This window comes from Streptomyces sp. NPDC005263 (genome assembly GCF_042872365.1).
In the GTDB taxonomy this organism is placed as follows: domain Bacteria; phylum Actinomycetota; class Actinomycetes; order Streptomycetales; family Streptomycetaceae; genus Streptomyces.
In genome coordinates this window covers 110,324-135,627 of the sequence record NZ_JBIAKJ010000014.1, presented here as the reverse complement: position 1 = coordinate 135,627, position 25,304 = coordinate 110,324, and the positions used below count along the sequence as shown (strand labels likewise).

Genomic DNA, 25,304 nt, shown 5'->3' with positions numbered 1-25,304 from the left:
TCAGCCACGTGATCATTCTGGCCCTCTGGGACTTCCCGACGCAGCAACTGGGCGACACATCACGACAGGGCGAACGAAGCTTGATGCGGCACTAGCAGGACCTCGTGCAACAGCTGCCACACGCCGGCTTCGTTCCAGTCCCGAAGACGTCGCCAGCACGTCATGCCTGAGCCGAAGCCAAGCTCCTGGGGCAGGTACTCCCATTGGATCCCGGTGTGCAGCACGTAGAGGATCCCGCACAGCACCTCCCGGTCCGGCAAGGGCTTGCGGCCCGGATACCGGTAGCGGCGCTTACGCTGCGGCAGCAGCGGCTCCAAGCGGTCCCACAGCTCATCCGACACGATCCACGGCGACATCCCCACGCCAGACCGAACGCTCAACTGCCCTGTCGGCAACGGCCATCAGCGCCGATCCACCTCATTGTGTTAGCCGTTGTAAAGCGCGTGAAACAGCCCAAAGGCGTTCCTGTAGGTCCGCTACCTGCAACCGTCCATCGCAGCAGGTCACCGCGCCCGCTGGTCTCTTCCGGAGCATCTGACCAGCAGGGCTCAGTCGGTCTACACTCAGCGTCGCCTGCCCTCGTCGCCCCATCTGTGCTTGCCACCTTGACAGGGTCCGACCTTCCCGACAATGCTCCTGGCATCCCATCAGAACGAGCGTCAAATGAGCTTAATTTCAGCGTCAAGTTATCGCCCGTAACGCCCACACCGCACATGATGCGATCGGGCAAAACCGCGGGTCAGGAGCCCTTCGCGGCCGGTTCAAGGATGGCAACGCACTCCACATGATGCGTCACCGGAAATCAGTCAAATGGAGTTCCGTTCCCGTGCCTGAAGCTCTTCAGCAGACCGGGCCGGAGCCAACGCAGCCGAGCGCCAGCCCTCACCACTGGCAGGGAGGGCGCAGTCAAGCGTCACGGCAATGACTGACACGTCCTCCTTCTGTCGCTGCGCCTCCGCCTCCTTCTCTTGGTACTGCCTCACTTCGGCCAGGCTATGGCCAACGGCTGGGCATTTGCGTTGTTTTGCGACACCCCACCGATCACAGTGAAAGTACGCCGTGAGGAAGACCCCAGCAGTCCTGGGGGCTTGGAGGTATCCGGCTACGAGTTGATTGGCCAGTGCCGTATCAAGCGAGTCGTTCCAACAGCCCTTGCATTCGATGACGACTTTGATCGGATCGTTCCCCGCCCCCTCGAGAGCAGGTGCCTCGATCTGGATGTCTGTCCGTAGACCGGGAAAGCCTGGACGGCGTACTTGGACCTCACGGTTGATCACGACTCGGTGACCGCCGATGTCCTGCAGGAGAAAGCTTGCGACGATGTCACTGAAGTCTTCTTCCCAACACGGCCACCATTCGGTGTGATTCACACCGGCTCGTGCACGATTCCACAGGGCGACAATCAGCCCGTTGGGGCGATGGAGTGCCTTCGCGAAGCGATCAAGTGATTCGAGGACGATGTCGAGCAAGTGCCGCTCGTCCGCGATCCAGCGCAGCTGGGCGGTATCGGCGAGGCGGATCAGCTGCTCGGGTTCGATAGGTTGGGCGTATCGGGCGGCGGCTGTACGTGTGGCGGCGCGGGCGTCTACACGCAGTTGCCAGATTCCGGGGTACTCCTCGGAGAGCGCACGCAGTACGGTGGCGGCTTCCAAGGTGCCTTTGTGGACAAGGACGTTCGGCAGGGTGCGGGCCATGTCGCGCAGCCGGTCATCGTCGCCGACGAAGCCGGATTGCAGGGGCTGGTTGACGACGGTGTCGATCCCGATCTGGTCGACGAGCAACCGGTAGAAGTCCGCTACGTCGCGTTCAGGGAGCAAGGCGACGGCATTCGGCCAACTGCCGGACGGAGCGGGCATCCGTGTCAGCCCGTGAAGGAAAGCATCAAGGATGACTGGGTCATCAAGGCGACGACGGATCAGCGGCCAGACGATCGGCAAGGTCGTGAGGTGCAGAAGGGCGACGGCCGCAAGCATCCATCGGACGTGCTCTGGTGAGTGGGGTGCGTGATCGGCTGGGTTGTCGGCGAGCACGGCGGCTAGTTGGAGCGACGCTTCCGCATCCCTGTGGACCGCGAGTTCGCTCAGAACGGCCTGCCACTGTTCTGGGCGTCGGTCCGGGTGCCTGGCCCAGCTGTGCAGGGCTGGACGCGCGCTGTCCAACGGCAGTTCTGCGCAGGTACGAGCGATGGTCCGGGCAACGTCGTCGTGGACGCAGTCAAGGACTGCTGTGACCAGACCGAAGAGTGCTGCTTCGGCCCTTTGTCCGCAGATGCGTAGCAGTCGTCGATGAGTGTCGTGTACACCAGGGCTGGGGTAGATGGTGGCCAGGGCGACGGTCCATCCAGCCCATCTCGCGGGCTGGGGCGGGACGCTTGACAGGTCATCGACCAGGGCGAGTGCCGTGAGTTCGGGGGCGATACGAAAGTCGATGGCGCCGTAGGGCACCAGGTTCTCGGCGGTCAGGGGCGAGACCCAACTCAGCACATGCAGGGCGGCCTGCGAGAGGAGGCCGTCCAGATGGGTGCCAGCCGACGGCCGGCACGGCGCCTCGGTTACTGCAGCAAGCCATGAGCCTTCCCAGTTGGCGGGGGAACCGTCTGCTGTGTGGTGCAGCTCGCTCACAACCTGCGCCCAGGCGCTCCGTAGCTGATCCGGCTCAGTGGTGAGGACGGCATCGAGCGCCATGCGAAGGGCGGATTCGCTGTAGGTGTTCCGTCGGCGCTCCGCCTCTCGGAGCTCTCGGTGCTCTCGCTCCCACGGCGACTCCGCTAGCGGGTTGTCCCAGAATGCGGTGGCGGCGCGCAGAGTCGGATGAGAGGCTCGGGCGGCCTGAGCCCGTTCCAGCACTGTCCGCTCCTCGGGAGGCGGGAATGCAACAGCCAGGCGCGAGACTTGCTCATCGGCGGCAGACAGCAGGTCCCAGTGCTCCATCCAGTACAGGGCATCGGCCGAAGGAAGCAAGCCTCCGACGACCCTGCCCACGTGCAATGCGAGGAATTGCTCTGCGCTGGCACGTGTGATCAGCAGTTCCGCAAGGCTGCGCCTGGTCTGAGTCTGCCGGCCCAATGCCTTTGCCAGATCCTGCAATGGGGTGTGCAGGTCCTGGGTGAAGAGGAGTTCATGCTGCCCGGCGAGCCCCAGCAAGGCTTCCGTCACTTTGGACAGCACGGCGTCGGATAGCGGTTCCTGACCGGCGAGAGTGATGCCACGGCCGAGAAGGGACACCGCAAGAGCACGGCTTCGACTGTCCTCCGACTCGCAAAGGGTGTCACGGGCCCAGGTGATGGCTTCATCCAGCTCCGGCACGTTGATGAGCTCCGGGATTTCGCGGCGCAGCATGTAAGCGCGGCCGATCAGGTGTGGATCCGGGTCGCGCACACTGCTCAAGAACTCGGCCAGTGTGATGTGGGTTGGCCACAACTGTCGGATCGCCGCAGCGACGACCTCGGGGGACTCGTCCTTGCTCAAGGCACGGATGCGCTGGACTTCTTCGGCTTGCGGCGCGCTGATCCCAGTCAGGGCCGCCACCCGTACCTCGGCATGGGCGTCTCGGTCTTCGGCGAGGATTAGCAATTCTGCGCTCAGCTCGGGCCGGCGGCATGCCCGGGCGATGCGGACCACTCCGTAGAGGAGGTTCACCTCTGTCGTGGCTTTGAGGTACGGGCGTAGCTGTTCCGCCAGCTGAGGGTGGTCCAGGCGGTGAAGTGAGGCGCTGTCGATCCTGACGGTGTCGTCACTCTTGAGCAGGGTGAGGAGGGCATCAACCACGCGGGCCCGATCGCGGTCCGTTCGCCGGGCCAAGTCGGCGAGGAGCAGGACCAGCGGATCGTCCCGGAGCAGGTCTTCGAACACCGTTGTGCTCGTGTCGCTACGCCAGGCAGCAACCTCCTGATGCGCGGGAAGGATGTGCCGGGACGTCCCGTCGCCGATCCACAGCAGCTCCCGTTCCACAGCTGCCTGGATGTCACGGCGGCGCAGGAACTCGGCGGCGAGGAACTCCTGGTAGCTCATGTGCGCGAACTCCCAGCGGTAGTCGCCCAGTGGCCTCAGCAGACTCGACTCGGTCAACTGGCTCAGCTCGTTCATCGTGCACGGAACGGGACTCCCGAGGTGGCCGGGCTCATCGCCTGGGGCCAGGCGGGACAGTTCGAGGTCGTCGACAGTAGTCCCCCCGTCCGAGGGCGCTCCGTCCGCCAATGCGACATAGGGACCGAACTGCAACGCGGCCGCAACCCGTGTGGCAACGGCGAACAGGTTCTCGGCTGATGCCTGGGTGCGCCGGATCTCCGCCCGCTTAGGGCGGCGGGTCTCCTTGCACAAGTGCAGGCACGCCTCGCTGTACGCCTCAGCAGTCGCGGCGGGGAGTGTTCCACGACTCGTGTAGCTGGTCAGCATCTGCCGCAACGTCATCGGATGGATAGCCAGCGCTACCAAGCCGCGCTGCTGGACCAGGCGTGAGAAGGCGGCTGGGTCTTCCAAATGAACGGCGCGAGCGGCCAGAGTGACATCGTCCCGCGAGAGCGGCGCTAGACCGACCATCACCACTTGGTCCGCGGCCCAAAGCCGGCACAGTTCTGTTTGCAACCCGGGCGGCCATCGAGCCGTGCGGCAACTGATACGCAGGCGCAGCGTCCTCCGAGCCTCATCCTCCAGACCTTCCACCTGCTCAATGAGCAATTGCTCCAGCTCCAGCAGGTTGTCAAGCCCTTCGTCCAGGCCGTCCAGGAGCACGTGCCACTCGGTCGCGCCGGTCGGCATCTGGAACACCGCGGCCAGCTTCGCCACAGCGCGAGCCGCGTCTGTACCGCACTTACCCAGATCGAGCCGCTGCACAGGAAGACCCGCGGCCTCAAGGTCACGCTGTTCCTGCTCGAACGCGTACGACTTGCCCATGCCCCACTCACCCCGCAGGACGAGTACAGGTACCCCTCGCTCGACAGCCAGCGGCCGTCCAGGAACCGCGCCAGAAAACAAGGACGCCTGCGGCCAGCCATAGCGATCCGACTCCAAGGGCTCCCCCAGCGGGAAAACCCGCCGCTTCCACGGCAGACACGGCCACTCCATGACGCGCCACTCCCCAACGATTCCCAGCGATACGACACCGCCCGACGCAGCACTCACACCCTAGGAGGCGCCACTGACACCCTCCCTTCACCGAACGGCAGTCCACCGGCCAGCAGAGCAAGAACCCACTGCCGCACTTCCCGTCTACCTCGCACACTCAACGTGGTGCGTCATCGGAAACACATCAAATTCGAGGACAGCGGTTCGGACTGTCGGCCTCGGCGACATCCCACGCGCTCCACCTAACAGCTCAACTCGTCGCGACCTGACCATGTCGGCCTTGATGCATTCGCGCTGCTGGACAAGGTCGCCGCGGACACCGACACCGCGGAGAAGACCCTGGTCGACCAGGGCTTCAAGCACGCCGTCGTCACGGCTGGACGAGCTCGGCCGGGCATCCGAGGAGGTCTCACCCGCAAGACACTGCTGGAGCTGTCCGATCCGCAGCCGCCCGCGGCGCAAGCGCCGAAGCTGCCGAAGCATCTGGCCTACGGCCGACGCGCCGCTGCGGGCGCGGCAGGTGTGCGAAGCGAGGGACCTGGAGAACGCGCCCACGGTGCTCACGGCAGACACTGAAACCCACCTACTCAGAAGCCCCGCCGGGCCGCACCCGCGGTGCTTCTCCTCGCGCGCCGATCTCACACGCCTATCGCCGACTGCGTCGACTCCCCCGGATCAGAATGCCCTGACCTGGCATTACGCGTTCATCTTGGACTGGACTGGACGCCCACAGACGGGTCTCTACAACCTGCGCCAGGTCGGACCGTCACGGCTCAGGGACGATGGCCATGACCCCAGCCACGGCGAGCGCGGGTCGCCCTGTGCCAGCCTGCCGGGCTTCGGCGCAGAGGGCGGTATGGGCCAGGATCAATGTCATGCCGGAGTGCGAGCGATTACAGCAGGGCGGCACCTCATATTCGGCTCCAAACGCGGCATGGGCACCCAGCCGATTCCCAGCGGAAGTGTCGCTCATCGACGCCGGCCACGAACTAGCGTTGGAAGCGAAGACGCGGCGTTCGCAAGCAAGCAACCCCAGACCTAGAATCTTGTCGACTGTCTACAAGATGACACGGCGAGCACCGAGTTCCCACACCGGCGCGCGACCCAACTGCCCGCCAGGTCACCATTCGTCCGGCTGCCACCGAAGCTGCCGGCACCGATGCACGCCACGCGACTGGCGCAGGTGGACCCTGCAACTAACTGACGATGCATCAGCAAAGTTAGCATTGGGTTAGCAAGCGTCCTGCCACAGCTGCCCACAGACAGCCAAACTGTGGAATGGCCTAGCAATGCACATCGGACCTGCAGCACGCCCGCCACCCTCCCGCGAGCGGTCGAAGGGCAGGAGACAACGTACGACGGCAAGTCGCCCACCTGTCACCGAGCAACCCACCCTTTCCGCAGGTCAGCGGGCCCTTCCTCGCGGCTTCAGCGGCGTCGGCGGCAGTTCGGGGGCCGGCAGCGGGTCCCCGTCGTAGCCCTTCACCTCCCCGAATCTTGACCCTTCCATCCAGTCCCGACGGGCCTGCACGATCTCGTCCTGCGACCGTCCGATCCAGTTCCAGAACATGATCAGTTCTTCGTCGAAGGGCTCTCCGCCGAGGAGCATCAGGCCGGCGTCGGACTCGGCGCGCAGTGGGAGTTCGCGGCGCCCGCAGCCGAGGTAGAGCATGGAGCCCGGCAGCAGCGGCACGCCGTCCACGTGGGCCTCGCCGGACATGGACAGGACGGCGTACTCGAAGTCCGGCTCCAGCGGCAGGCGTACGTCCGCGCCGCGGGCGAGGGCCAGGTCGGCGCCGACGATCGGGGTGTACGTCGTGCCGGGCGAGGTCGCGCCGTCGAGAGTGCCGAGGACGAGTGTGGCCGTGAGGCCGGGCGCCGTGACGCGGGGCAGGTCGGCGTGGTGTTCGAAGTGCGGCTCGGTGTGGCGGTGGGTGTCGGGGAGCGCGACCCACAGTTGGGCGCCGTGCAGCAGGCGCGCGTGCGACGCGGGGCTCTCCTCGGAGTGGCTGATGGCCCGGCCGGAGGTCATCAGGCCCAGTTCGCGGGGGCGGATCGTCTGGAGGCTGCCGGTGGAGTCGCGGTGCAGCACCTCACCCTCGTGCAGCCAGCTCACGGTCTGCAGGCCCATGTGCGGATGCGGGGGCACCTGCATGCCGGGCTCGTCGGCGATGTCGTCCGGACCGTAGTGATCCACGAAGCACCATGCGCCGATCATGCGCCGGCCCAGGTTCGGCAGCAGACGGCGGACCTCGGTGGACTCGCCGAGCTTGACGTGGCGAGGACTGAGTAGCTCCCGCACGGGTTCCGCCACCACGAATCCGCGGCCTCCGCACAGCGACGGAACCGCTTCGCGATCAAGATTGCTCATGCCGCTCAACCTAGCCCGCGCGGGCGCCCGCGTCACCCGACATCGAGCCCCGAGCCGGGCGCTCCCTTCGGTGATCCCGACCGCCCTTCCCGGGTAGTGGAATGTTTGACCATCTCGTGGAGTTGTAGGCCGCGAAGGAGGTCAGCAGTGAACATGACGTACTACGACCACGGAACACCGGCGGAGCGCTGGGAGCGCGCCCGGATGTTCTTCGACGCGAAGGACTACGCCGCCGCCGCGCGCGTTCTTGGCGGGCTGGTCGAGGAGGTGCCGGAGCAGACCGGACCGCGGCTGCTGCTGGCCCGTGCCTACTACCACTCGGCTCAACTGCGGCGCGCGGAGAGCGAGTTGCGGGTCATCGTCGAGCGTGACCCGGTGGAGCACTACGCCCGGCTGATGCTCGGCCGCACCTTGCAGCGGCAGGGCCGGACGGACGAGGCGGAGTCGCACCTGCGCCTCGCCTCGGCCCTCGCGGGTGACTTCGAGCAGCTCTGATCCCACCGTCGTGATCCGACCGGTCTCGGGCCCGGCTCCACTGTGGAGCCGGGCCCGAGACATCACCCGTCGGTGGCGCTCGTCCGTGTCCGCCGTCCCCGTCGGTGGTCGACCTCGCCGAGGACGACGTCCACGGCGATGAAGGCGGCCAGTGGGATGCCGAGCAGCGGCACGAAGTAGCCGACCACGGCGATGGCCACCACGCACGGGAGCAGGATCTGCGGCGGGACCTGCTGCCAGGCGCCGCGTGGGATCGGTCGGCCGAAGGCGGAGCCGCGGCCGCGCTGCCACCACATGCGGTAGCCCCACACGATCAGCAGGATCAGGGAGAGCGCGAGGACCATCAGGGCGATCTGGTTGACCAGCCCGAACAGGGAGCCGGTGTGCAGGTCGATGCCCCAGCGGGTCAGCTTCGCCAGCAGCGGGTAGTCCGCGAACCGCAGGACGTCGGTGACCTCACCGGTGTTCGGGTCGATCGCGACGGAGTCCTGCTTCTCGGGCCAACTGCGCTGGACCTGCCTCACCACGTACGCGGAGGAGGCGTCGGCGGGCGGGACCAACTCGACCGGGTCGCCGAGCTTTTCGGAGCGGGCGGCGGCCAGGACCTTGTCGAGGCCCACGCCGTGGTCCGCGTCCCCGGCCGACGCGGAGGCGCCGTGACCCGCGTGGTCGCCGCCCGCCGCGGCCGAGACGGACGGGGTGGCCTGGCCGAGGGAGGTGCGCAGTTCGTCGATGTTCGCTCCGGCGTATGTCGACCAGGTCAGCCCGGTCGCCGACAGGAACAGGAACCCGGCGGCCGTCCAGGCACCCACGGTGCCGTGCCGGCTGAGGGTGCGGCGCCGCCCGTTGGTGCCGCGCAGCCTGCGCAGGGCGCGCCGGCGGGAGAACCACAGCGCCAGGCCGCCGAGCGAGATCACCCCGAGCCAGCTCGCGGCGAACTCGCTGTAGAGGCGCCCCGTCTCGCCGAGGTGCAGATCACGGTGGAACTCGTCGATCCAGGTGCGCAGCGGCAGCGCGCCGGTCGAACCGTACTGCTCCAGCGCACCCCGCACCTTCGCGGTGTACGGGTCGACGAACACGGCGAGTGTGTGGTCGGCGTCGACACCCTGGACGCCGGACAGCAGCACCCTGGTCGTCGCGTCGTTCTCCGGCGAGGGGCGTACGGCGGTCACCGTGCCCTCCGGGTGCGCCGCGCGGGCGGCGGCCACCTGCTCGGATATCGGCAACTTGGCGTCTCCGACGGCGGAGACGGTCATCTCGTCGGCGTACACGAACTTCTCCGCCTGGAACGAGCCTGCGTACAGGAACCCGGTGACGGCGGCGACCAGCAGGAACGGGGCGACGAGCACGCCGGCGTAGAAGTGCAGGCGCAGCACCAGCGGGCGCAGCGTGGTCCAACTGCGAGGGGACGGCGCTGGGGCGGCGCGTTCAGGGGCCTCGTCCGATGAGGGTCCCCCCACTCGAGCGGAGTCGGGATTGGGGGAGGTCGAGGGAGCGGTGGACATCGGCGGGCTTCTCCCGGGGCAGGGGACGTTTCTCGGGTGTGGCGGTCCGGTAGTCGGGGGGAAGGACCGCCGAGTTCCCGGCCACGCAAGTGGCGTGCGTCACAGTGGAGTGTCGGGTGTCGGGAGGGTGCCGTGGCATGCTGTCGCGATGGCAGCTCCCCTTGATAACGCCCCCGTTGCCGACTTGGTCGAGCAACTCCTGTCCACGGACGGCCCGTTGCCCATCGTCGCGGCCGGCGATCCGATGCTGCGCGGGGGCACGGAACGCTTCGACGGCCAACTGGGCCCCTCGCTGCTGTCCCGTTTCGTCGAGGCGCTGCGGGTGACCATGCGCGCGGCACCGGGCGTGGGCCTGGCCGCGCCGCAGGTGGGGGTACCGCTACGGATCGCGGTGATCGAGGATCCGGCGCCCGTGCCGGAGGAGGTACGGCTGGCGCGCGGCCGGGTCCCGCAGCCGTTCCGGGTCCTGGTCAACCCGTCGTACGAGCCCGTCGGCCCAGCCCGTGCCGCGTTCTTCGAGGGCTGCCTGAGCGTGCCGGGGTGGCAGGCGGTGGTGGCACGGCATGCCGTGGTGCGGCTGACCGGCGAGGACGAGCGGGGCCGCGCGCTGGACGAACAGTTCACCGGCTGGCCCGCGCGGATCGTCCAGCACGAGACCGACCACCTCGACGGCACCCTGTACCTCGACCGCGCGGAGTTGCGTTCGCTGTCCTCGAGCGAGGCGATGGCGCAGCGGTGGACGCAGCCGACGCCCCAGGAAGCGGCGAGGGAGCTGGGTTTCCGGCTGCCGGGCTAGGGCCTGCCGCGACGCCGGGATGATCCAAACGACAGGCCCTAGCTCCAACGCCCTGTAGGTGGCGCTGGGGATGATGTGTCAAGCCGTCGGAAGCAGGCATGGAGCTCCTGCCAGAACCGTGTCGACCAAGATCACTGTTCAGCAGGAGCTCCATGGGACGCAAGGTCCGTCTCGCGGGTGCGCCGAGCTTCACACCCCTGGAGTGCTGCCGTCTGCCACCCGGCCGCCGGGGCGCATGACGATCTTTCCCACATGCTCCCTGCGGGAGAGTTCTTCCTGGGCCTGAGCGGCCTGGTCCAGTGGGAAGGTCGCCGCGATGACGGGCTGGACCTCCGCCCGACGGGCCAGGTCCATGAGGAGGTCGAAGTGTGTGGGCGTGTGCATCGCGGATCCGATGACCTGGGCGTTGTGCAGGTAGAGGCGGCGCACGTCGAAGGTCACGCCGTAGCCACCGAGCGCGCCGGCGATGACCCACCGGCCCCCTTCGCGCAGCAGCGGCAGCCCCTCGCCGACCAGTTCGCCGGCCACGACGTCGAGTACGACGTCGATGCCTTCCGGGGCGGCGGTGCGGATGTGCTCGGCGACGTCTCCCGATCGGTCGATGACCTCGTGCGCGCCTGCTTCGCGCACCGCATCGATCTTGGGTCCGCTACTGATGGCGAGCACCCTTGCGCCGCGCGCACGGGCGATCTGCACCAGCGCGATGCCGACGCCGCCGGACGCGCCCGAGACCAGGGCGGTTTCCCCCTTCTGCAGCCGGCCTCGCTCGATCATGCCCAGCGCCGTGCCGTAGGCGGTCGGCAACGTCGCGAGCTGGTCGTCCGTGAGCGGCGATTCCGTCACGTCATGCACACGCTCCACCGGCGCCGTCACGTACTCGGCGTATCCCCCGTCGCGTTCACTCCCCATCAGGCCCACCGGGTGGGCGTTGGGCCCTTCGGAGTCGTAGATCGCGGGGTCGACGACCACTCGGCGTCCGACGAGGTCCGCCTCCACTCCGGTCCCGACGGACACGACGCGGCCGGCCACGTCGGCACCCTGGATACGCGGGAAGTCGATCGGGCCTCGCCAGCCCGACAACGCCTTCGGGTCTTCCGGACGGCCGTAGGCGCCCTCCCGGGTCCACAGGTCGGTGTTGTTCAGCGCTACCGCACTGACCTGGACCAGCACCTCTCCCGCCCGCGGGGCGGGGACGGCGACCTCCGTCAGCTCAAGAACCTCCGGCCCTCCGTGCCCTGTGATGCGCACCGCTCGCATGGACTGGGACACACCCATCGCTTGAACCTCCTCGAAGGTATACTGATCTGTGAACATCTCTCACCATACACCGATCAGTGAAGGGACCCGCAATGCAGGAAGCTCGACCCATCACGTCGGCCGGCCGCCGCATCGTGGCGGCAGCGGAGGAGTTGTTCTACCACCGCGGAATCACAGCGGTCGGCGTGGATCTGATCGCCGAGCACTCAGGGGTGACCAAGCGAACCCTGTACAACCAGTTCGGTTCGAAAGACCACCTCGTGGCGACTTACCTCACGGGCCGCGACCAGCGATGGCGCTCACTCGTCCGTGCCGCCGTCGACGCCAGCAACACTCCCACCGAGGCCGTCACCGCCCCCTTCGAGGCACTGCGGACCTGGAGCGAAACCAACACCCGCGGATGCGCCTTCATCAACGCACTCGCCGAAATCCCGGACCCCTCGCATCCCGCACACCGCATCGCCGCGAACCAGAAGCTCTGGCTGCTGAACCTGTTCAAGGAACTCGCCACCACAGCGGGCTGCTCGCACCCGGCCACCCTCGCCACCCAACTCCTCGTACTGCACGAGGGTGCTGTCGCCACGCAACCCCTCCCGTTCGACGGCCTTCCGGAGAGCATCGACCTGGCACGAGTCCTGGTTCAAGCCAGCACATCGCCCCGCCACTAGAGCGTTTTCGGCAAGGTGCTGCCGCTCGGCCACACTGGGCGGCGCCCGGTGCCCGCGATCGCACGACGGAGGATCGTGACGCCGGCGGAGCAGGCGGTGGGTTCAGCCCGCCAGCTGGTGGAGCCATTCGCGCAGCAGCGCCGTCTCCGTGGCCCGCAGAGGTACTCCTGCGCCCGCAGCCGGGGGCCCGGTGGTGAGCGCGGTGTGAAGTGCGGCATCGAGGGCGAGTGCGCGCGAGGCCAGGTCCGACCCGGATGAGGAGGCCGGCGAGTCCGTGGTGACGGAGGCGATGACGGTGTCCCGCAGCCGTGCCGAAGTGGCCAGGTCCCGCTCCGAGGACTTCTCGCCGATCAGCGCCAGCGTGGCACCCGTCGTCGCCGCGTGGATGACGCGGGTCGCCTGCTCCACCGGAACCCGAAGGCGACCGGCGTCGGCCGCCCGGCCCAGCAGTGTCACCAGCAGGGCGTGCGCCTCGTCCGCGGCCGGGGGCCGCCGCCCGGGGCGCACAGTGCCGTACATGAGCATGTAGAACGCGGGGTGCCGCAGTCCGAAGTCGACGTGCAGGTCCCAGCCGCGATAGAGGTCGGCCACCGGGTCGTCGGGGGTCAGCGCCAGTGCCTCCCGCTTCTCGGCCAGGTACATCTCGAACCCGTAGGCGGCCAGCTCGGCCAGGAGTCCGTCCTTGTCGTCGAACATCCGGTAGAGCGCGGGGGCCGTGACACCCGCGGCCGCGGCGACAGCGCGGGTGGAGACCGCCTCGCTGCCACCCTCCTCCAACAGCTTGGCTGCCACCTGCAGCACCTGGCGCCGCACGGCGCGTCGTCCCTCGTTCACGGAACAACGCTATCCCATTTTTCGTATCGCCGCCTTATCGGTGCTACGGTTCAAAGCGGAACATCGATCCATACTGATGGTGGTCGGCGTTCGGCCCGCGACACCCGGGCATGCGCCACACCCGGTCGGGGTTGCCGGTCCCCCGCGTGGAGCAGTGCGGCCGACAGCCGCGGCGGGCGGCTCATCGTCCGCCGGCACCACCACCGAACACGCCGCCATCGCGGCAGGAGAGGAACAATCGTGTCCGACATCTCGATCGTCATCGCGTCGCATTCCGGCTACGGCCACACCGCGCAGATCGCCACGGCCGTGGCCGACGGCGCACGCTCGATCGCCGGAACGCACGTCCACGGCGTGGACGTCGCCTCTCTCGGCGATGCCGACTGGGAACTGATGGACGCCGCGGACGCCATCATCTTCGGTACCCCCACCTACATGGGTACCGCGTCGGGGGCGTTCCACGCCTTCGCCGAGGCCAGCAGCAAGCGGTGGATGACCCGCGCCTGGAGCGACAAGCTCGCGGCGGGATTCACCAACTCCGGCTCCATGAGCGGCGACAAGCTGCACACCCTGCAGTACCTCTCGCTCCTGGCGGCCCAGCACGGAATGCTCTGGGTGAGCCTGGGTCTCCTGCCGGGCTGGAACACCACCACCTCCAGCCCTCAGGACGACAACCGCCTCGGCTTCTACCTCGGCGCCGGCGCGCAAAGCTTCAACGACACCCCCGCGGTCCACGACGCGGACCTGAACACCGCCCGCCACCTCGGCCGGCGCGTCGCCGAGCACACCCGCATCCACCGCGCCGGGCTGGCCGCCGCAACGCACTGACACAGCGGCCCGCCCAGAATCACCTTTCAGTTTGTTTCGGAGGAGTGCACCATGCAGAACCGGACACTGGGGAGCCAGGGCCTCGAGGTCTCGGCGCTCGGCTACGGCGCGATGGGCCTGACGATGGCCTACGGACCCACCGACGAGGAGGCCGGCGTCGCCGCCCTCCGCCGCGCCCACGACCTGGGCGTCACCTTCTTCGACACCGCCGAGATGTACGGCTGGGGCACCGGATCCAACGAGATCCTGGTCGGCAAGGCGGTCCGGGACTTCCGCGAAGACGTGGTCCTGGCCACCAAGTTCGGTGTCGACATGTCGGTGCCTCCGGAGCAGATCGGCGGCGCTCTCAACAGCCGGCCCGACAACATCCGCAAGGTCGCCGACAACAGCCTGCGCTACCTCGGCGTGGAGCACATCGACGTCTTCTACCAGCACCGCGTCGACCCGGAGGTGCCCATCGAGGAGGTCGCGGGCACCGTCAAGGAGCTGATCGACGCGGGCAAGGTGAAGTACTTCGGCCTCAGCGAGGCCGGACCCGAGACGATCCGCAGGGCGCACGCCGTGCAGCCGGTCTCCGTCCTGCAGACGGAGTACTCCCTGTTCGAACGGGACGCCGAGAAGCTCTTCCCCACCCTGGATGAACTCGGCGTCGGCTTCGTCGCCTACTCCCCCCTCGGCCGCGGGTTCATCACCGGCACCGCCAAGCCCGCCGGCCAGTACGAGGCCACCGACATACGCACCGTCGACCCGCGCTGGCAGCCGGGCAACTTCGAGAAGAACGTCGAAGCTGTCGACCGGCTCGCCGACCTCGCGGCGACCAAGGGGGCCACCGTCTCCCAACTCGCCCTGGCCTGGCTCCTGACCCGGGGCGAGCACGTCGTGCCCATCCCCGGTACCCGCAGCCCGAAGCGCATCGAGGAAAACGCCGGTGCCGCCGACCTCACCCTCACCGACACCGACCTCAAGGCCATCGACGAGATCCTGCCCCACGGCGGCTTCGGCGCCCGCTACGCCGAGGGACAGGTGCCCACCTGGATCTGAGATCCGCCCCGGGACAGACGCCACTCAGGTCGGCTCCGGTGAGGGTGCGGCCGAGATGCGGCCCAAAGGGCCGCGTCCGGCCGACACCGGGCGGCGATCTGGTGGGCCCATGGCCATGCCGCCCATTCTCATACCGGTACAGTTATACCGGGATAGTTATTGGACGTACATGAGAGGTCCCCATGATCGAGATCCTGAACTCCGTGCGGCTTGAGCGTGCGAGGGAGACCGGCGCCCTGGTCGGAAACATCTTGCAGACGCTGAAGCAGCGCAGCACGGTCGGGACGAATCTGCTGGACATCGACCAGTGGGCCAAGGAGATGATCACCGAGGCGGGGGCGCAGTCCTGCTACGTCGACTACGCGCCTTCCTTCGGGCGCGGCCCGTTCGGGCACTACATCTGCACGGCCGTCAACGACGCGGTGCTCCACGGGCGGCCTCACAACTACGCGCTGGCAGACGGGGATCTGCTGACTCTCGACCTCGCCGTGGCCACGGGTGGGGTGGCCGCGGACGCCGCGATCAGCTTTCTGGTGGGCAAGGCCAGACCGGCGGAGAGCGTCGCGTTGATCGAGACGACCGAACGTGCCCTCGCCGCCGGCATCGCCGCCGCCAAACCTGGAGCGCGCATCGGCGACCTCTCCCACGCCATCGGCACGGTCCTCAGCAAGGCGGGCTACCCGATCAACACCGAGTTCGGAGGCCACGGCATCGGCTCGACCATGCACCAGGACCCACACGTCGCGAACAGCGGACGGCCCGGCCGCGGATACACACTGCGCCCCGGACTGCTGCTCGCCCTGGAGCCCTGGATCATGACCGACACCGCCACACTCGTCACCGACGCCGACGGTTGGACGCTGCGGAGCGCGACGGGCTGCCGGACCGCGCACAGCGAGCACACCATCGCCATCACCGACAACGGAGCCGAAATCCTCACCCGCGCGTAAGGGAGCCCACACCCAGCAGGCTGAAAGACGTTCCCGGGCGGCGAACATGCCGCTTACAGACAGCCAGTGTTCGTCAGGGTGTCTTCGGGCGGGGGGTGTCAGCCGGCCTGCTGTGTGCTGTGTCGGTGGACTCGGTGTGTGAGAGCGCGGCCAGAAGGTGCAACTTCTCGTCGCTGTCGCTGTCCTTGTCGGGGTAGTAGACAACGAGGATGACGTCGTCGATGGGGAGTTTGTCGCGGTGGAGCCGTAGTTCACCGACGACGGGGTGGTCGACGGTGGTGGTGCCTCCGTCGAGGTTGCGGACGTCGTGTCGGGCCCACAGAGTGCGGAACCGCTGGCTGGACAGTGCGAGCTCTCCGACAAGTTCGACGAACCGGGGGTTGCGGGTGTCGTCCCCGATGGTGGTGCGAAGAGCGGCGACGAAGTCGGCGGTGGCTTTCGCCCAGTCCTGCTGGAAGGCTTGTTCCTCCGGATCGAGGAGGAGCGAACGAAGCCGGTTCTCGCCGGGCCGCAGACGGGGGGAGAGGGCGACGGCCATGGGATTGGAGGCCAGTACGTCGAAGGCGCGCCCTTCGACGAACGCGGGGATCTGAAGGTGGGCGAGGAGTTGGTGCACCCGTGCCGGTACGTGCTCGGGTCGCTTGCGGCGCGGTGCCCTGGGGCGTGCTGCCGCGAGGCCGAGCAGATAGGTCCGCTCGACGTCGTCGAGGTTCAGGACGCGCGCGAGTGATTCGAGGACCTGAGGTGAGGGGTTCTTGTCGCGGCCCCGTTCCAGGCGCAGGTAGTAGTCGGGGCTGATTCCGGCGAGCAGGGCGACTTCCTCACGGCGCAGTCCGGGTACGCGGCGGTTGCCGCCGGGCGGGAGCCCTGCCTGTGCCGGGGAGATCAGCTCACGCCGGGCGCGAAGGTAGCTGCCGAGTTGGTTGTCCGCTGGTTCATCCTTCACCACACCACCGTAATGCGGTGCGTGCGTCTCAAGGGGGGCCCTGGCAGGACCAGGGAAGACGGGGGCCCTGCCGCACTCGGCGGAGCCGGTCAAGACTGGCGATATCACTGTTGAGAAGGACAGAGATCATCGCTGAGCAGCGCCGCGGGTTCGAACGCCGTGGTGCTCCGAACTGAAGGAAAGACCTCGTGGATCTCTCCAACCGCACCGTTCTCATCGTCGGCGGAACGTCCGGCATCGGCCGGGAGTTGGCCCGGCGGTTCGCCGCCGCGGGCAGCACCGTGGCCGTCGGCGGTCGCAGCGCGGAGGCACTCTCGGAACTCTCCGACGAAGGCATCGGCACATTCGCCATCGATGTCACCGACGGTGCCTCCGTCGCGCGTGCCCGCGACGCCGTACTCGTCCGGTACCCGGAGCTGGACACCGTGGTGACCATGCCTGGCGTCATGCTCCTGGAGGACCTCCGCGACCCGGCGCACTTCGAGGCGGCACAGACGACGATCGACACCAACCTGGTCGGCACCATCAGGGTCGTCGACGCCTTCACCCCGCACCTGGTCCAACGCGGCGCCGGCACCTTCATGACCGTCACCTCCGGCATCGCCTTCCTGCCGTTCCCGCCCATGCCCACCTACGCCGCCTCGAAAGCCGCGGTGCACGCCTACTCCGAGGCACTGCGTGCGCAACTGGACGGCACCGGCGTCAGCGTCGTCGAACTCGTCCCCCCGGCCGTCGCCACGGCAGGGCAGGAGAAAGTGAATCCGCAGGCGCTGCCGCTCGACGACTTCGCCGCCGAGGTCATGCAGTTGCTCTCGCAGAACCCCACCCCTGACGAGATCCTGGTCGAGCGGGTTCTCATGCACCGCTGGGCCGAGCGCGACGGCACCTACGACGACCTCGTCGCCAAGCGCTCCCAGGCCCTGGCCATGCTCCCCGGCCGCCAAGGCTGACATCTCCCGGCGTTGCCCGGGAAGTCTTCGCAGCCGGGCTGTCCTGGAGTCCGCCCGGCACCCTCCGCGTCCGAGGCGGCCCCGCGTCCGGCGGGACCGCCTCCGAGCGGGCGAGCGGCGTCAGTTGTCGCGATAGGCCTCCAACAACCGCAACCACACCTCGCTGATCGTCGGATACGAGGGCACCGCGTGCCACAGCCGGCTGATCGGGACCTGACCGGCGACCGCGATCGTCGCGGAGTGGATGAGTTCACCGACGCCGGGTCCGACGAAGGTGACGCCGAGGAGGACCTCGCGTTCCAGGTCGACGATCATGCGGGCGCGGCCCCGGTAACCGTCGGCGTAGAGTCCGGCGCCGGAGACCGAGGCGAGGTCGTAGTCGACGGCGCGGACACGGTGGCCGGCCGCTTCCGCCTCGGCGAGGGAGAGGCCCACGGCGGCCGCCTCGGGGTCGGTGAAGACGACCTGGGGGACGGCGGCGTGGTCGGCGGTGGCCGCGTGGGCGCCCCAGGGGTCGGATTCCAGGATGGGGACGCCCGACGCGCGGGCGGCGATCGCGGCGCCCGCGATGCGGGCCTGGTACTTGCCCTGGTGGGTCAGCAGCGCACGGTGGTTGACGTCGCCGACGGCGTAGAGCCACTCGCTGCCGGTGACGCGCAGGCTGTCGTCGACGTCCAGCCAGGAGCCGGGTTCGAGGCCGATGGTGTCGAGGCCGATGTCGCCGGTGTGCGGGGAGCGTCCGGTGGCGAAGAGGATCTCGTCGGCCTCGATGCGGTCACCGGTGTTGGTGACGACCACGACGGTGCCGTTCTCCCGGGTGACCGACTCGACGGACGTCCCGGTGCGGACGTCGGTGCCCGCCTCGGCGAGGCCCTCCGTGACCAGCTCACCGGCGAAGGGCTCCATGCGGTTCAGCAGGCCCTTGCCGCGGACGAGGAGGGTGACCTGCGAGCCGAGGGCCTGCCAGACGGTGGCCATCTCGGTGGCGACGACTCCCCCGCCGACCACGATCAGGCGGCCGGGCACCGCCTGCGCGCTGGTGGCCTCCCGGCTGGTCCAGGGCCTGACTTCGGCGATTCCCGGCAGGTCGGGCAGGACCGCGCGAGTGCCGGTGCAGACCGCCACGGCGTGCCGGGCGGTGAGCACGTGCCGCTCACCGTCGGGGCCGGTGACCGTGACCGTGCGCGGTCCGGAGAGGCGGCCGTGGCCGCGGTAGATGTCGGCGCCGATGCTCTCCAGCCATTGGACCTGGCCGTCGTCCTTCCAGTGCGAGGTGTAGTAGTCACGGTGGGCGAGGATGGCCGACGCGTCGAGGGGGCCCTGTACCGACTGGCGCAGACCGGGGACGCGGCGGGCGTCGGCGCGGGCGATGACCGGGCGCAGCAGGGCCTTGCTGGGCATGCACGCCCAGTACGAGCACTCGCCGCCGATCAGTTCGCTCTCCACGACCGCGGTGGAGAGGCCGGCCGCACGGGTGCGGTCGGCGACGTTCTCCCCCACGGGTCCGGCACCGAGCACCACAACGTCGTAGGCGATGGATTCCGTTTCCGTCATGGGGCCAGTCTGGTGGGTGGTGTGCGCGGGGGCCACATGGGTACGTGCGCGGAATAGCGACCAGGGCTGCCGTGTTGTGCCGACGGCTTCGCCCCGACATCAGGAAGAGGGATCACGCCATGAGCAGCACCGTTGAGCTCACCAAGGAGAACTTCGACCAGACGGTCACGGACAACGAGTTCGTTCTGATCGACTTCTGGGCGGAATGGTGTGGTCCGTGCCGACAGTTCGCGCCCGTCTACGAGAAGGCGGCCGAGGGGAACCCCGACCTGGTGTTCGGGAAGGTGGACACCGAGGCGCAGCCGGAGCTGGCCGCGGCCTTCGGTATCCAGTCGATCCCCACATTGATGATCGTCCGTGACCAGGTCGCGGTGTTCGCGCAGCCGGGCGCCCTGCCCGAGGCCGCCCTGACGGACGTCATCGGGCAGGCCCGCAATCTGGACATGGACGAGGTCCGCAAGTCCGTCGCCGAGCAGCAGGCCCAGGCCGAGCAGAACGGCGCGTAGGGCGACGCCGGTACCCGCTCCTGGGCCGAGTCCGACTGCTCGCTCAGAACGGGTACGTCGCCACATCCCCGCGTACGGTCGTCCAGCGCGTCTCCGTGAAGGCCTCCAGGTTGGCCTCGCCGCCGAAGCGGGCGCCGGTGCCGGACGCGGCGATGCCACCGAAGGGGGCGACGGCCTCGTCGTTCACGGTCTGGTCGTTGATGTGGACGATGCCGGTCGGGATCCGTTCGGCGAGGTCGAGGCCGCGGGCCGCGTCCCGGGTGACGATGCCGAGCGAGAGGCCGTAGGGACCGGCCGCCGCCAGCGTGGCCGCCTCGTCGGGCGTGCGGAACGACCTGACGGGCGCCACCGGGCCGAAGACCTCCTCCGCGTAGGCGGGGGTCCGGTCGTCGACGTCGGCGAGGACCGTCGGCCGGTAGAAGCGCCGGTCGTGGGTGCCGCCCGCGGCCAGCCTGGCGCCGTCGGCCGTGCTCGCCTCCACCAGACCGCGCACCTTGGCGAGCTGGCCGTCGTCGATGATCGGACCGAGGTGGACCTGCTCACGGTGCGGGTCTCCGACGGCCAGCGAGTCGGCCCGGGCGACCAGCCGCTCGACGTATTCGCCGTAGAGCGACTCGTGCACCAGGTGACGGCCGGTCGTCATGCAGATCTGGCCCTGGTGGAAGAAGGAACCCCAGGCCGCCGTGGAGATCACCGCGTCCAGGTCCGCGTCCTCCAGCACGATCAGGGCGGAGTTGCCGCCCAGTTCCAGATGGGCGCGCTTGAGGTGGCGGCCCGCCGCCTCGCCGACCGCACGGCCGGCCGCGGTCGATCCGGTGAACGAGATGACGGGGATGCGGGGATCGGCGACCAGCGCCTGGCCTGCGTCGGGGCCGCCCGGCAGTACGTGCAGCAGGCCCTCGGGCAGACCGGCCTCGGCGAAGATCGCGGCGAGGGACAGTCCCCCGCAGACCGCGGTGCGCGGGTCCGGCTTCAGGACGACCGCGTTGCCGAGGGCCAGCGCCGGGGCGACGGAGCGGATGGAGAGGATCAGCGGGGCGTTGAAGGGGGCGATCACGCCCACCACACCGGCCGGGACCCTGCGGGTGTAGGACAGCCGGGCCGCCTCGCTGGGCAGGACCTGTCCGGCCGGGCGGGAGGCGAGCGCGGCGGCCTCGTAGCACTCCTGGGCGGCGACGTGCAGTTCGAAGTCGGCCTTGCCGGGGATGGACCCGGATTCGCGCACCAGCCACTCGCGCAGTTCGTCGGCGTGCGCGGTGAACAGGTCGCCGGCCTTGCGCAGCACCCCGGCCCGGACGAAGTGCGGGAGGCGCGACCACTCCGTCTGGGCACCGCGGGCCGTCCCGGCGGCCGCCGCGACATCCTCCGCGGTGGCGAGGGTGACGGTGCCGAGAGAGTCTCCGGTGGCGGGCTCGGTGACGGTGTGTTCGGGTCCCGACAAGGCGCGGGACTGCCAGGTCTTGGGTTCGAGCAAGGGCATGACGGCTCTCCGTTCGGTCACCGGCGGACGCACGGGGCGACGGCGGTCACGCGTCGGGCCCCATGTGGTTGAGCATGCAACATCCTAGTCGTGTCGTACGGTCGCGGCAGGTCTCGCCACGTCCACACGCGACACAGCTCCGATCACGCGTGGCGGAACTGTGTCCCTCCCCGGCGAGCACCTGACGGACCCGACGCCTCTCGACGGACCTGGACGGACCCGACGCGGGCCCCGTCGGTGTCAGCTGGAGTCGCGTTGCACCGTCGATGCCCCGAGCACCTTGCGGGCCTCGGGTGCGGCGTCCGGATCGCGTACCGCGCGGTCGACCAGTTCGGCCAGGTCGCGGCCCGACGGAAGTTCGATGTGGACCGTGCTCAGCCGTGGCCGCAGCAGCCGTCCGAGCATGAGGTCGTCGGCCCCGATCAACGCCGCGTCCTCGGGGATCCGGACCCCCTCGTCGTGCAGGGCGCGCATCAGCAGCATCGCGTACTCGTCGTTGTAGGCGAACACCGCGTCGAGGCCGAGGTCGGGCCAGCGGGCGGCGAGCCGGGCGGCGGACGACTCCTCGTAGGCGAGGGGCAGTTCGGTGACCGTGGCATCCGTACCGCTCAGGGCGTCCCGGACGCCTTGGAGGCGGGGCGCGGAGAACGACCCCAGCCCCGTCTCCTGGGGTACGACGACTCCGATACGGCGCCTGCCCCGGGCGTAGAGATGCGTGCCGGCGCAGTGGCCGACGGCCTCGTGGTCCATGAGCAGGGCGTGGGCCCCCTCGACGGAGTCGGGCCCCAACGTGATCACGGCCCGGGCGCCGGAGCGTTTGAGCACCGTCACGCCCTTCGGGCCGAGGTCGGAGCCGGGCAACAGCACGGCGACCGGCCGGAGTTCGGCCCAGGCGCGGGCGGCGTCGTCGCCCTGGAGTCCGACCGCTCCGTACTGCACGACCGTGTAGTCGAGGCGCCCCAGCTCCCACTGGAGCTCACTGAGGAACCGGGCGTAGAGCGGGCCCACCGGGAAGGTCGGCGTGGGCATCAGCACCATGCGGCTGTGTCCGGCGCGCAGGCTGCGGGCCGCGGCGTGCGGCACGTACCCGAGTTCCTTCGCGGCCTCGTGGACGCGACGGCGGGTGGGTTCGCTGATCCGGACGGCACTGGTGTTGTTGAGGACGTAGGAGACGGTCGCACGCGAGACTCCGGCCAGGCGGGCCACATCGGCGCTCGTGGGTACAGCGCGCGGTAAGGGCGGCGCGGGCACGGGTGTTTTCGGTATCTGCACCATGACGTACGGCATCTTTGCAGAACCTGTGACCGGGCTTTCGAGTGGGGGAACTTCGCGACCGAATCGGTTCGGGGGGCATATGCCCGCACAGGCGGACTCACCCTCGCCCGCGCGCCTCTCACCAGCCGCTCAGCAGTTCCTCAGCTGATGGCCCGTAACCTGTCAGCCCGTCAGCCCATGACCCGTCAACCCGTCAGCTGGTCGACCAGATCGTCCCATCCGCTCTCCAGCCGCTCCAGCGGCATCCCGCACTGCCGGGTCAGATGGTGGATCAGGACGGGACTCAGGTACCCCATGAGCGTGTGGGAGAGAAGGTCGCTGTCCGCGTCCGGCGCCGCCTGCCGCAGCAGCATGGCGACATGGCCGCGCTGCACCACGCGGGCCGGCACGGAGAAACGACGGTCCGGGCATGGTTCGGCCGCCAGCTGGAGGTCCAGTTCTTCGACCGAGCGACGCAGCATGGCCCGCCCGAAGGCCCGCAGCCTGTCCACGGGCGGCGCGCCCGGACCGAGTGGGGCCGGGCCGCCGAGGAAGGCGGCCTGGAACTTCTTCTCGGAATGGTCGAGCAGCGCCGTCAACAGGCCCGTGCGGTCACCGAAGCGGCGGAAGACAGTGCCCTTGCCGACGTTCGCCGCGACTGCCACCGCCTCCATCGTCACTCCGGCCGGCCCGTTCTCCGCCACCAGTCGCGCCGCGGCCTCCAGCAGCCTGGCCCGGTTGCGGGCGGCGTCGGCACGCAGACAGGGATGCTCCTCGGCGCCGCCGAGCTGGAGCACCTCGGGCGTGACAGTCGACTGCGACGGTTCGGCGGGCAGGGGCGGAAAGGCGGACATGAACTCAGCGTAAAGCATCCGGAAGAAAACTGGACCTCGGTCCGTTTAGGATGCTACAACGTAAGCGGACCTCGGTCCGGATCTTAGACGGCACCGCTTAGCCTTGGAGTTTTCGCATGTCTGTTCGCATCCTTGCACTCGTCGGCAGCCTTCGCGCCGGTTCACACAACCGTCAGCTCGCCGAGGCGGCCGTCAAGCTCGCTCCGGAGGGCGCTGACGTGGTGCTGTTCGAGGGCCTGGCCGACATCCCCTTCTACAACGAGGACATCGACGTCGAGGGCAGCGTGCCGGCCCCCGCCGCCAAGCTGCGTGAGGCCGCTCAGGCCGCCGACGCCTTCCTGCTCTTCTCGCCCGAGTACAACGGCACCATCCCGGCCGTTCTGAAGAACGCCATCGACTGGCTGTCCCGTCCGTACGGCGCCAGCGGCTTCGGCGGCAAGCCGACCGCCGTGGTCGGCACCGCGTTCGGCCAGTTCGGCGGTGTCTGGGCGCAGGACGAGACCCGCAAGTCCGCGGGCATCGCCGGCGCCAAGGTGATCGAGGACATCAAGCTCTCGATCCCCGGCTCCGTGACCCGCTTCGCCGAGACCCACCCGGCCGACGACGCCGAGGTCGCCGCGCAGCTGACCGAGGTGGTCGCCCGTCTGCACGGCCACGCGGACGACGCCGCTGCCGCCTGATCCACGCCCTGAGGCCCCGGGAGGGGGCCGGAGTTCACGACCCGCGGCAGGTCCGCGACGTCCACGAACTCCGGCCCCCTTCGCGTCGTCCGTCAGGCCGGGCGCTCGACCTCCGCGGCTTCCTGCTTCCTCGACGCCCACAGGCTGGTGAGGGTGGTGACCGCCAGGACGAGCACGATGAAGCCCAGGGAGACCGGGATGCTGATCTCTGGGACGTGGACCCCGGACTCGTGCAGCGCGTGCAGGACCAGCTTGACGCCGATGAACCCGAGGATGATCGACAGCCCGTAGCTGAGGTGCACCAGCTTCCGCAGCAGGCCGCCGATGAGGAAGTACAGCTGCCTGAGCCCCATCAGGGCGAACGCGTTGGCGGTGAACACGATGTACGGGTCCTGGGTCAGCCCGTAGATGGCGGGGATGGAGTCGAGGGCGAACAGGACGTCGGTGGAGCCGATCGCGAGCATCACGACCAGCATCGGGGTCATGACCCGCTTGCCGTTCTCCTCGATCCACAGCCTGGTGCCGTGATACCGGTCGGCCACGCCGAAGCGCTTCTCCACCGCTTTCAGCAGCTTGTTCTCCTGGTACTCCTCCTCATGGCCCTCCTTGCGGGCGTCCTGGACCAGCTTCCAGGCGGTCCAGATCAGGAAGGCGCCGAAGAGGTAGAACACCCAGGAGAACGTGGAGATGATCGCCGCTCCGGCCGCGATGAAGCCCGCGCGCAGCACCAGGGCCATGACCACGCCGACCATGAGTACCCGCTGCTGGTACTGGGACGGCACCGCGAACTTCCCCATGATCAGGACGAACACGAAGAGGTTGTCGACGCTGAGCGACTTCTCGGTGATGTACCCCGCGAAGAACTCGCCGGTGGGCTTCGCGCCGGCGTAGAGGAAGAGCCCGACGCCGAACAGGCAGGCGAGGACGACCCAGACGACCGTCCAGATGCCCGCCTCTTTGAGGGAGACGTCATGGGGTTTTCGGCCGATGAAGAAATCCGCCGCCACAAGGGCGCACAGGGCCGCGACGGTCAGCAGCCAGACGGTGAGAGAGACGTCCACTGTTACTCCTGATGCGTGGGGGGCATCGACAGCGTTGTCAGCGCCTCCGAGGCGTTCCACTCACAGCAGGTGAAGAACAGGCCATCTGCTGGTAAAAAGCAGCAGGTCCGGACGAGGTCTGGCCGGAAGTCGCGGGTGCCACCCGCCAGACGGCGGGCAGCTTCCGCCGGACGGCGGCGCCCCTCGAAGGCGTCGATGTGCGGATCATGGC

20 protein-coding genes and 1 pseudogene are annotated in these 25,304 nt (G+C 68.8%); 9 read left to right on the top strand and 12 right to left on the bottom strand.

Going from position 1 to position 25,304, the window contains the following annotated elements; genetic code table 11:
• Nucleotides 1–92: 92 nt before the first annotated feature.
• From ACFYRY_RS39745 to ACFYRY_RS39735, 3 genes and pseudogenes are all read right to left on the bottom strand, one after another.
• Nucleotides 93–356, bottom strand: a pseudogene (locus ACFYRY_RS39745) (transposase); the annotation flags it as partial.
• Nucleotides 357–806: 450 nt separating this feature from the next.
• Nucleotides 807–4,892: a hypothetical protein gene (locus ACFYRY_RS39740; protein ID WP_389157432.1), complete on the bottom strand. Its 4,086-nt coding sequence runs from the start codon at nucleotides 4,890–4,892 to the stop codon at nucleotides 807–809.
• 1,576 nt (nucleotides 4,893–6,468) lie between these two features.
• On the bottom strand, nucleotides 6,469–7,434 hold the full coding sequence (locus tag ACFYRY_RS39735) for a pirin family protein (protein WP_389157429.1): 966 nt from the start codon (nucleotides 7,432–7,434) through the stop codon (nucleotides 6,469–6,471).
• Between the two features lie 147 nt (nucleotides 7,435–7,581).
• Between ACFYRY_RS39735 and ACFYRY_RS39730 the strand changes: the two genes are divergently transcribed.
• Nucleotides 7,582–7,929: a tetratricopeptide repeat protein gene (locus ACFYRY_RS39730; RefSeq protein ID WP_389157426.1), complete on the top strand. Its 348-nt coding sequence runs from the start codon at nucleotides 7,582–7,584 to the stop codon at nucleotides 7,927–7,929.
• A 62-nt stretch (nucleotides 7,930–7,991) separates the two neighbouring features.
• Here ACFYRY_RS39730 and ACFYRY_RS39725 read toward each other — a convergent pair whose 3' ends face one another.
• Complete coding sequence (locus ACFYRY_RS39725) at nucleotides 7,992–9,434, bottom strand: PepSY-associated TM helix domain-containing protein (protein ID WP_389157423.1); 1,443 nt, start codon at nucleotides 9,432–9,434, stop codon at nucleotides 7,992–7,994.
• Nucleotides 9,435–9,582: 148 nt separating this feature from the next.
• Between ACFYRY_RS39725 and ACFYRY_RS39720 the strand changes: the two genes are divergently transcribed.
• Entirely contained in the window at nucleotides 9,583–10,230 is a 648-nt protein-coding gene (locus ACFYRY_RS39720; RefSeq protein WP_389157420.1) for a peptide deformylase, read from the top strand.
• A 189-nt stretch (nucleotides 10,231–10,419) separates the two neighbouring features.
• On the opposite strand, the gene ACFYRY_RS39715 is transcribed toward ACFYRY_RS39720, so the two are convergent.
• Nucleotides 10,420–11,505 carry a zinc-binding dehydrogenase gene (locus tag ACFYRY_RS39715; protein WP_389157417.1) on the bottom strand — a complete coding sequence of 362 codons (1,086 nt, stop codon included), beginning with the start codon at nucleotides 11,503–11,505 and terminating at the stop codon, nucleotides 10,420–10,422.
• Nucleotides 11,506–11,579: 74 nt separating this feature from the next.
• Here ACFYRY_RS39715 and ACFYRY_RS39710 point away from each other — a divergent pair, with 74 nt between their 5' ends.
• Nucleotides 11,580–12,155: a TetR/AcrR family transcriptional regulator gene (locus ACFYRY_RS39710; RefSeq protein WP_389157414.1), complete on the top strand. Its 576-nt coding sequence runs from the start codon at nucleotides 11,580–11,582 to the stop codon at nucleotides 12,153–12,155.
• A gap of 102 nt (nucleotides 12,156–12,257) precedes the next feature.
• Here ACFYRY_RS39710 and ACFYRY_RS39705 read toward each other — a convergent pair whose 3' ends face one another.
• Entirely contained in the window at nucleotides 12,258–12,989 is a 732-nt protein-coding gene (locus ACFYRY_RS39705; RefSeq protein WP_389157411.1) for a TetR/AcrR family transcriptional regulator, read from the bottom strand.
• A 240-nt stretch (nucleotides 12,990–13,229) separates the two neighbouring features.
• Between ACFYRY_RS39705 and ACFYRY_RS39700 the strand changes: the two genes are divergently transcribed.
• The 3 genes from ACFYRY_RS39700 to map all read left to right on the top strand — a co-directional run bounded on the left by ACFYRY_RS39700 (nucleotide 13,230) and on the right by map (nucleotide 15,808).
• On the top strand, nucleotides 13,230–13,817 hold the full coding sequence (locus tag ACFYRY_RS39700) for a flavodoxin family protein (protein WP_389157408.1): 588 nt from the start codon (nucleotides 13,230–13,232) through the stop codon (nucleotides 13,815–13,817).
• Between the two features lie 51 nt (nucleotides 13,818–13,868).
• Entirely contained in the window at nucleotides 13,869–14,858 is a 990-nt protein-coding gene (locus ACFYRY_RS39695; protein WP_389157405.1) for an aldo/keto reductase, read from the top strand.
• Nucleotides 14,859–15,040: 182 nt separating this feature from the next.
• Entirely contained in the window at nucleotides 15,041–15,808 is a 768-nt protein-coding gene (gene map, locus ACFYRY_RS39690) for a type I methionyl aminopeptidase (protein ID WP_389157403.1), read from the top strand.
• A gap of 73 nt (nucleotides 15,809–15,881) precedes the next feature.
• Here the strand turns inward: map and ACFYRY_RS39685 are convergent, their stop codons facing one another.
• Nucleotides 15,882–16,754, bottom strand: coding sequence for a helix-turn-helix transcriptional regulator (locus tag ACFYRY_RS39685; protein WP_389157400.1), 873 nt, complete (start codon nucleotides 16,752–16,754; stop codon nucleotides 15,882–15,884).
• 188 nt (nucleotides 16,755–16,942) lie between these two features.
• Between ACFYRY_RS39685 and ACFYRY_RS39680 the strand changes: the two genes are divergently transcribed.
• Complete coding sequence (locus ACFYRY_RS39680) at nucleotides 16,943–17,704, top strand: SDR family oxidoreductase (RefSeq protein WP_389157397.1); 762 nt, start codon at nucleotides 16,943–16,945, stop codon at nucleotides 17,702–17,704.
• A 120-nt stretch (nucleotides 17,705–17,824) separates the two neighbouring features.
• On the opposite strand, the gene ACFYRY_RS39675 is transcribed toward ACFYRY_RS39680, so the two are convergent.
• Nucleotides 17,825–19,258 carry a dihydrolipoyl dehydrogenase family protein gene (locus tag ACFYRY_RS39675; RefSeq protein WP_389157394.1) on the bottom strand — a complete coding sequence of 478 codons (1,434 nt, stop codon included), beginning with the start codon at nucleotides 19,256–19,258 and terminating at the stop codon, nucleotides 17,825–17,827.
• Between the two features lie 119 nt (nucleotides 19,259–19,377).
• Between ACFYRY_RS39675 and trxA the strand changes: the two genes are divergently transcribed.
• On the top strand, nucleotides 19,378–19,764 hold the full coding sequence (trxA, locus tag ACFYRY_RS39670) for a thioredoxin (RefSeq protein ID WP_389157391.1): 387 nt from the start codon (nucleotides 19,378–19,380) through the stop codon (nucleotides 19,762–19,764).
• A 43-nt stretch (nucleotides 19,765–19,807) separates the two neighbouring features.
• On the opposite strand, the gene ACFYRY_RS39665 is transcribed toward trxA, so the two are convergent.
• The 3 genes from ACFYRY_RS39665 to ACFYRY_RS39655 all read right to left on the bottom strand — a co-directional run bounded on the left by ACFYRY_RS39665 (nucleotide 19,808) and on the right by ACFYRY_RS39655 (nucleotide 23,352).
• Nucleotides 19,808–21,244, bottom strand: a complete 1,437-nt coding sequence (locus tag ACFYRY_RS39665) for a benzaldehyde dehydrogenase (RefSeq protein ID WP_389157388.1) — start codon at nucleotides 21,242–21,244, stop codon at nucleotides 19,808–19,810.
• A 240-nt stretch (nucleotides 21,245–21,484) separates the two neighbouring features.
• A complete protein-coding gene (locus ACFYRY_RS39660) occupies nucleotides 21,485–22,519 on the bottom strand; it encodes a LacI family DNA-binding transcriptional regulator (RefSeq protein WP_389157385.1) in 1,035 nt (344 codons plus the stop codon).
• A 185-nt stretch (nucleotides 22,520–22,704) separates the two neighbouring features.
• Complete coding sequence (locus ACFYRY_RS39655) at nucleotides 22,705–23,352, bottom strand: TetR/AcrR family transcriptional regulator (RefSeq protein WP_389157382.1); 648 nt, start codon at nucleotides 23,350–23,352, stop codon at nucleotides 22,705–22,707.
• Nucleotides 23,353–23,468: 116 nt separating this feature from the next.
• On the opposite strand from ACFYRY_RS39655, the gene ACFYRY_RS39650 reads away from it, so the two are divergent.
• Nucleotides 23,469–24,032 (top strand): NADPH-dependent FMN reductase, encoded by a 564-nt coding sequence (locus ACFYRY_RS39650; protein WP_389157379.1) that lies wholly within the window; start codon nucleotides 23,469–23,471, stop codon nucleotides 24,030–24,032.
• Between the two features lie 92 nt (nucleotides 24,033–24,124).
• On the opposite strand, the gene ACFYRY_RS39645 is transcribed toward ACFYRY_RS39650, so the two are convergent.
• On the bottom strand, nucleotides 24,125–25,093 hold the full coding sequence (locus ACFYRY_RS39645; protein ID WP_389157376.1) for a TerC family protein: 969 nt from the start codon (nucleotides 25,091–25,093) through the stop codon (nucleotides 24,125–24,127).
• Nucleotides 25,094–25,304: the final 211 nt, after the last annotated feature.

Excerpts from the sequence above, each read along its gene's own strand:
- ACFYRY_RS39740 (WP_389157432.1), bottom strand. The coding sequence starts at position 4,892 with ATGGGCAAGTCGTACGCGTTCGAGCAGGAACAGCGTGACCTTGAGGCC.
- ACFYRY_RS39735 (WP_389157429.1), bottom strand. The coding sequence starts at position 7,434 with ATGAGCAATCTTGATCGCGAAGCGGTTCCGTCGCTGTGCGGAGGCCGC.
- ACFYRY_RS39725 (WP_389157423.1), bottom strand. The coding sequence starts at position 9,434 with ATGTCCACCGCTCCCTCGACCTCCCCCAATCCCGACTCCGCTCGAGTG.
- ACFYRY_RS39720 (WP_389157420.1), top strand. The coding sequence starts at position 9,583 with ATGGCAGCTCCCCTTGATAACGCCCCCGTTGCCGACTTGGTCGAGCAA.
- ACFYRY_RS39715 (WP_389157417.1), bottom strand. The coding sequence starts at position 11,505 with ATGGGTGTGTCCCAGTCCATGCGAGCGGTGCGCATCACAGGGCACGGA.
- ACFYRY_RS39710 (WP_389157414.1), top strand. The coding sequence starts at position 11,580 with ATGCAGGAAGCTCGACCCATCACGTCGGCCGGCCGCCGCATCGTGGCG.
- ACFYRY_RS39695 (WP_389157405.1), top strand. The coding sequence starts at position 13,869 with ATGCAGAACCGGACACTGGGGAGCCAGGGCCTCGAGGTCTCGGCGCTC.
- map (WP_389157403.1), top strand. The coding sequence starts at position 15,041 with ATGATCGAGATCCTGAACTCCGTGCGGCTTGAGCGTGCGAGGGAGACC.
- ACFYRY_RS39675 (WP_389157394.1), bottom strand. The coding sequence starts at position 19,258 with ATGACGGAAACGGAATCCATCGCCTACGACGTTGTGGTGCTCGGTGCC.
- trxA (WP_389157391.1), top strand. The coding sequence starts at position 19,378 with ATGAGCAGCACCGTTGAGCTCACCAAGGAGAACTTCGACCAGACGGTC.
- ACFYRY_RS39665 (WP_389157388.1), bottom strand. The coding sequence starts at position 21,244 with ATGCCCTTGCTCGAACCCAAGACCTGGCAGTCCCGCGCCTTGTCGGGA.
- ACFYRY_RS39660 (WP_389157385.1), bottom strand. The coding sequence starts at position 22,519 with ATGGTGCAGATACCGAAAACACCCGTGCCCGCGCCGCCCTTACCGCGC.
- ACFYRY_RS39655 (WP_389157382.1), bottom strand. The coding sequence starts at position 23,352 with ATGTCCGCCTTTCCGCCCCTGCCCGCCGAACCGTCGCAGTCGACTGTC.
- ACFYRY_RS39650 (WP_389157379.1), top strand. The coding sequence starts at position 23,469 with ATGTCTGTTCGCATCCTTGCACTCGTCGGCAGCCTTCGCGCCGGTTCA.